Origin of the sequence: Limnohabitans sp. (assembly GCF_044373035.1) — a bacterium.
Lineage (GTDB): Bacteria > Pseudomonadota > Gammaproteobacteria > Burkholderiales > Burkholderiaceae_C > Limnohabitans_A.
The window spans coordinates 1-3,634 of sequence record NZ_JBILQU010000175.1 but is presented as its reverse complement, the minus strand read 5'-3'; the positions used below and the strand labels follow the sequence as shown (position 1 = coordinate 3,634).

Annotated in this window: 7 protein-coding genes; 2 read left to right on the top strand and 5 right to left on the bottom strand. The window is 60.6% G+C overall.

Translation table 11 applies throughout. From position 1 onward, the window contains the following. Positions 1-315: 315 nt before the first annotated feature. Together ACIQ47_RS15310 and cho are read left to right on the top strand one after the other, a co-directional pair. Positions 316-756 carry a LexA family protein gene (locus tag ACIQ47_RS15310; RefSeq protein ID WP_396438908.1) on the top strand — a complete coding sequence of 147 codons (441 nt, stop codon included), beginning with the start codon at positions 316-318 and terminating at the stop codon, positions 754-756. 11 nt (positions 757-767) lie between these two features. Then, positions 768-1,643 (top strand): excinuclease Cho, encoded by an 876-nt coding sequence (gene cho / locus ACIQ47_RS15305; RefSeq protein ID WP_396438907.1) that lies wholly within the window; start codon positions 768-770, stop codon positions 1,641-1,643. Between the two features lie 54 nt (positions 1,644-1,697). On the opposite strand, the gene ACIQ47_RS15300 is transcribed toward cho, so the two are convergent. From ACIQ47_RS15300 to ACIQ47_RS15280, 5 genes are all read right to left on the bottom strand, one after another. Further along, a complete protein-coding gene (locus ACIQ47_RS15300) occupies positions 1,698-2,108 on the bottom strand; it encodes a dihydroneopterin aldolase (protein WP_396438906.1) in 411 nt (136 codons plus the stop codon). A 27-nt stretch (positions 2,109-2,135) separates the two neighbouring features. Beyond that, positions 2,136-2,492, bottom strand: a complete 357-nt coding sequence (locus ACIQ47_RS15295; protein ID WP_396438905.1) for an HNH endonuclease signature motif containing protein — start codon at positions 2,490-2,492, stop codon at positions 2,136-2,138. 196 nt (positions 2,493-2,688) lie between these two features. Further along, positions 2,689-2,970, bottom strand: a complete 282-nt coding sequence (locus tag ACIQ47_RS15290) for a hypothetical protein (RefSeq protein ID WP_396438904.1) — start codon at positions 2,968-2,970, stop codon at positions 2,689-2,691. Further along, positions 2,967-3,251, bottom strand: coding sequence for a BrnT family toxin (locus ACIQ47_RS15285; protein ID WP_396438903.1), 285 nt, complete (start codon positions 3,249-3,251; stop codon positions 2,967-2,969). The genes ACIQ47_RS15290 and ACIQ47_RS15285 overlap by 4 nt, the downstream gene beginning before the upstream one ends. An 85-nt stretch (positions 3,252-3,336) precedes the next feature. Continuing rightward, a partial coding sequence (locus ACIQ47_RS15280) for an SOUL family heme-binding protein (RefSeq protein WP_396438902.1) occupies positions 3,337-3,634 on the bottom strand: 298 nt, incomplete at its 5' end.

Genomic DNA, 3,634 nt, shown 5'->3' with positions numbered 1-3,634 from the left:
GCCAATGCCCCGGCGCGGTCGACCTGCAAGCGGGCGACGTGATCACCACCGGCACCTGGACCGACGCCTGGCCTTTGCAAGCGGGTGAAAGCTGGCGCGCCGAGTTTTCTGCGCCCTTGGGCAGCCTCAATGCCCAGATGCGCTGAGCGCCGCCGCTGTCCGAGCGCCCAAAAAAACGCCCCGAGCCGCAAAGCCCGGGGCGTAAATCAACAAAAATGTCAGGCAACTGCAGGAAGCATGACAAGCTCAGTATACTGTAAATATAAACAGTATTTTGATCTCTCCATTGCCACTCCTGCAGCCACCGCTTTCCTCATGCATGCCCCAGACACCCCCCAAGCCCTGCCCCCCGGAAACTGGTGGCTGCAGGCTTTGCCCGCCAGCATGGCGGCGGGTTTTCCGTCGCCCGCCGAAGACCACCAGGTCGAGCGCATCGACCTCATGCAGCAGCTGGTCAAGCACCTACAGGCCACGTTTGACATCCGCGTGCGCGGCGAAAGCATGCGCGATGCGGGCATCCTGGATGGCGCGGTGGTGCTGATGGACCGCGCCATCCCCCCGGCCGACGGCCAGATCGTGCTGGCCGTGGTCGACGGCGACTTCACTTGCAAAATCCTGCGCTTGGCCAGCGAGGGCCTGCGTTTGCAAGCGGCCCGCCCCGATTACCCCGACTACCCCGACATCGTGCCCAAAGATGGTCAAAGTGTGGACGTCTGGGGCGTGGTGGTGGCTACCATTCACCAACACACCACTTGATCGACCCTGCCATGGCCAGCATTTCCCCACGCCGCCGCCGCGACGACTTCGAGGCCGAGCGCGTCTGCGAATACCCCCAACACCTGCGGGGCGCCATCGAAGACGCGCCCACCGGGGCAGGTGTTTACATTTTTCATGGCGAGGAAGGCGACCTGCCGCTGTACATCGGAAAAAGCATCAACATCCGCGCGCGACTGCTGTCGCACCTGCGCACGCCCGACGAGGCCCGCATGCTGCGCCAAACCCAGCGCATCAGCCACATCCGCACGGCGGGCGAGATCGGCGCGCTGCTTTTGGAGGCGCAAATGATCAAAGCCCAGCACCCCTTGTTCAACCAAAAACTGCGCCGCAACCAACAGCTGTGCAGTCTGCAACTGACGGGCGAAGTGCCGCAAGTGGTCTATGCCCGTGACATCGACTTTGCCAGCCAACCCGAGCTGTATGGCCTGTACGCCAGCCGCCACGCCGCACTCAGTGCGTTACGCACCATCGCCGATCAAAACAAGCTGTGTTACGGCCCGCTGGGCCTAGAAAAACTACCCCCCGGCAAAGCCTGCTTCAGGGCTGCCATTCGCCAATGCGCCGGGGTGTGCCGGGGCGACGAAAGCCCCCAAGCGCACCGCGAGCGCCTGTTCACCAGCCTGCTGGCGCTGCGCGTGGAATGCTGGCCTTACCCGGGCGCGGTGGGCTTGGTGGAGCGCGACGGCGAACTCACGCAAATCCACGTGGTGAAGCACTGGTGCTATCTGGGCAGCGCGCCCACCCTTGAAGCGGCCCGCCAATTGAGCCAAACGGCCAGCCAAGTGGCCGCCCACTTTGACGCCGATGGCTACAAGATTTTGTGCCGCCCGGTGCTCACAGGGACTGTGGAGATTTTGGCGTTGTGACGCCATCACACGTGTTCAAGCAGTGCCTATTTTGGGGCCGGCACCAAGAATGGCTCACGCCCTGAGCGCGGCGTCTCGCATGCGCTGCAGTTGCGCGCCGTCCACAGCCAAACGCACACCCAAAGAGCCGCTGCCTGCACGCACCGGGAATTTGCGCAAGGCGATGTCGATCGCCTCGATGGCTGGGTAAGCCGCGCAGGCCTGCACGATGCGCGTCATCAGCCGCTCTTGGGTTGCGTACAGCCCATCGGCCGCCAGCCGTTCGATCTCGATCACCAGCGGGTCGTGATCGAACACATGCGCCATGCCGTCTTGGGCAATCAGCACCAGACCGGGGTCGATCCACAGGGTCAAATCGAGCGCGTGGTATTCGGGCACGGTGTCGCCGGGGGCATAGGTGCCAATGCGGGTGGCCAGGTGCAAGTCTTTCAGCTCGATCCGGCTGGTTGTGGGCAGTGTGGACATGGATTCAGGCATGGTGGTGGGCAGGGTTCAGCGCCGGTTTTGGAGCCGTTGGCTCTTGCGGCTTTTTTCAAAAAATGCGTCGGGTTTGGTTTGCACCCAACGGATGAAGCGGGCCATCTCTTCGGGCTGCTTCAAGGCTTCGACCGTGGCATAGGTGCGGGCCAATTCGGTCTCGGTGAACAGCGCATGGATCTGGCGGTGGCAAATGCGGTGCAGCAGCACGGTGTGCGCGCCCCCATGTGACTTGGGCACCAGATGGTGCGCGTCTTGTTGGCTGGGCGGAATGGCGCGCTCGCACAGGGGGCACAGCACATCGCCACTGCGCGGTGCGGGCAAGGCTTCAAGCTGGGCTTGAATGATTTTTTTGCGAATGCGCCCTGTCACGGCTGCAAGACTGTGTTGACCATCGCCCAAGGCTACAACAGACCGCCAGCGGCACAGGCCGCAGCGGGCGATTGATCCCGGTCGCTTTCAGGGCATCAGGTCGATCAAGATCTCGTTGCGCCGGTTTCACAGCAAAGTTTAGTCGTTGCAAGGTGCTGTGTCCCATCTGCACACACACCACGCTGATGTGGTCGCCTTATCGCTGGTTGATCAAATGACCGTTCACATATTTGTGCAACAAGCTGGCCGCCAGCGTTTGGTAGGGAATCCCTTCCTCCAAGGCGCGCGCCTGAAGGTTTTTGAGGTCTTTGCTTGAAATCCGGATATTCAGGCGTTGGTCTTTTTTGAGCGTGGTTTCCGCCGCAGTCTTGTGCGCCTTCATGCGGGTGGGCGCATCTTTGACGGACTTGAGCGCGCCCGATTCCAGCGCCTGCAAGATGCCTGCTTCTTCTTCATCGTGCACCGTTTTTTTGGTCATGACTTGCGCCTGTGTTGCTTGGTGGCCCTGCGGCTGGGGATGATGGTTTTCAGAAAAATCTCGGATTCGGTTTCAATGAATGGGACGGCACACACATAGCCATCGACTTGGACCATCGAAATCAGTTGTCCGGGGCTTTTCTCTTGGTTGGGATGCAATACAACATCCCGCTCATTGCCAAGGCTGATTTCAAAAACGATGCGCTCAAAGGAAATGCCTCGCTTTTTCAACAGCAACTGGTTTTTTTCGGCATTCCAGTTGTAAATCTTGGTGTTTGGCATGTGTGCATTTTATGCACACAGATGTGAGGGGTCAATGCCGTCGATGAGTTTCGAGTTTTTTGCGCTGTAGGTCGCTGTGCGCGACTCAAGGCAACAAGTCGATCAAGATTTCGTTGCGGCGGTTCCAAGGCAGCGTGAAGGGATCGTCGTAACGGGCGATTTGGGCCGTGGGGCTGAGCTTGAGGTTTTTGGTTTTAGCCCAAGCCCGCAGGCGCTCGGTCTGCTCTTGAATGCTCGCTTGCGTTGTGAAGCCGCCAAAGCGCACGGCCACCGTCTCGTGCTCGGGCACGGGGCGCAGCTCGATTTGCGGGTTGAGCGGCTGGGGCAGGGTCTGCACGTTTTCGGCGGACGGCATCACAAAATGCACGCGCCATCCTTCGGAC

Coding starts and splice junctions, on each gene's coding strand:
- ACIQ47_RS15310 (WP_396438908.1), top strand. CDS start 316: ATGCATGCCCCAGACACCCCCCAAGCCCTGCCCCCCGGAAACTGGTGG.
- ACIQ47_RS15300 (WP_396438906.1), bottom strand. CDS start 2,108: ATGTCCACACTGCCCACAACCAGCCGGATCGAGCTGAAAGACTTGCAC.
- cho (WP_396438907.1), top strand. CDS start 768: ATGGCCAGCATTTCCCCACGCCGCCGCCGCGACGACTTCGAGGCCGAG.
- ACIQ47_RS15285 (WP_396438903.1), bottom strand. CDS start 3,251: ATGCCAAACACCAAGATTTACAACTGGAATGCCGAAAAAAACCAGTTG.
- ACIQ47_RS15290 (WP_396438904.1), bottom strand. CDS start 2,970: ATGACCAAAAAAACGGTGCACGATGAAGAAGAAGCAGGCATCTTGCAG.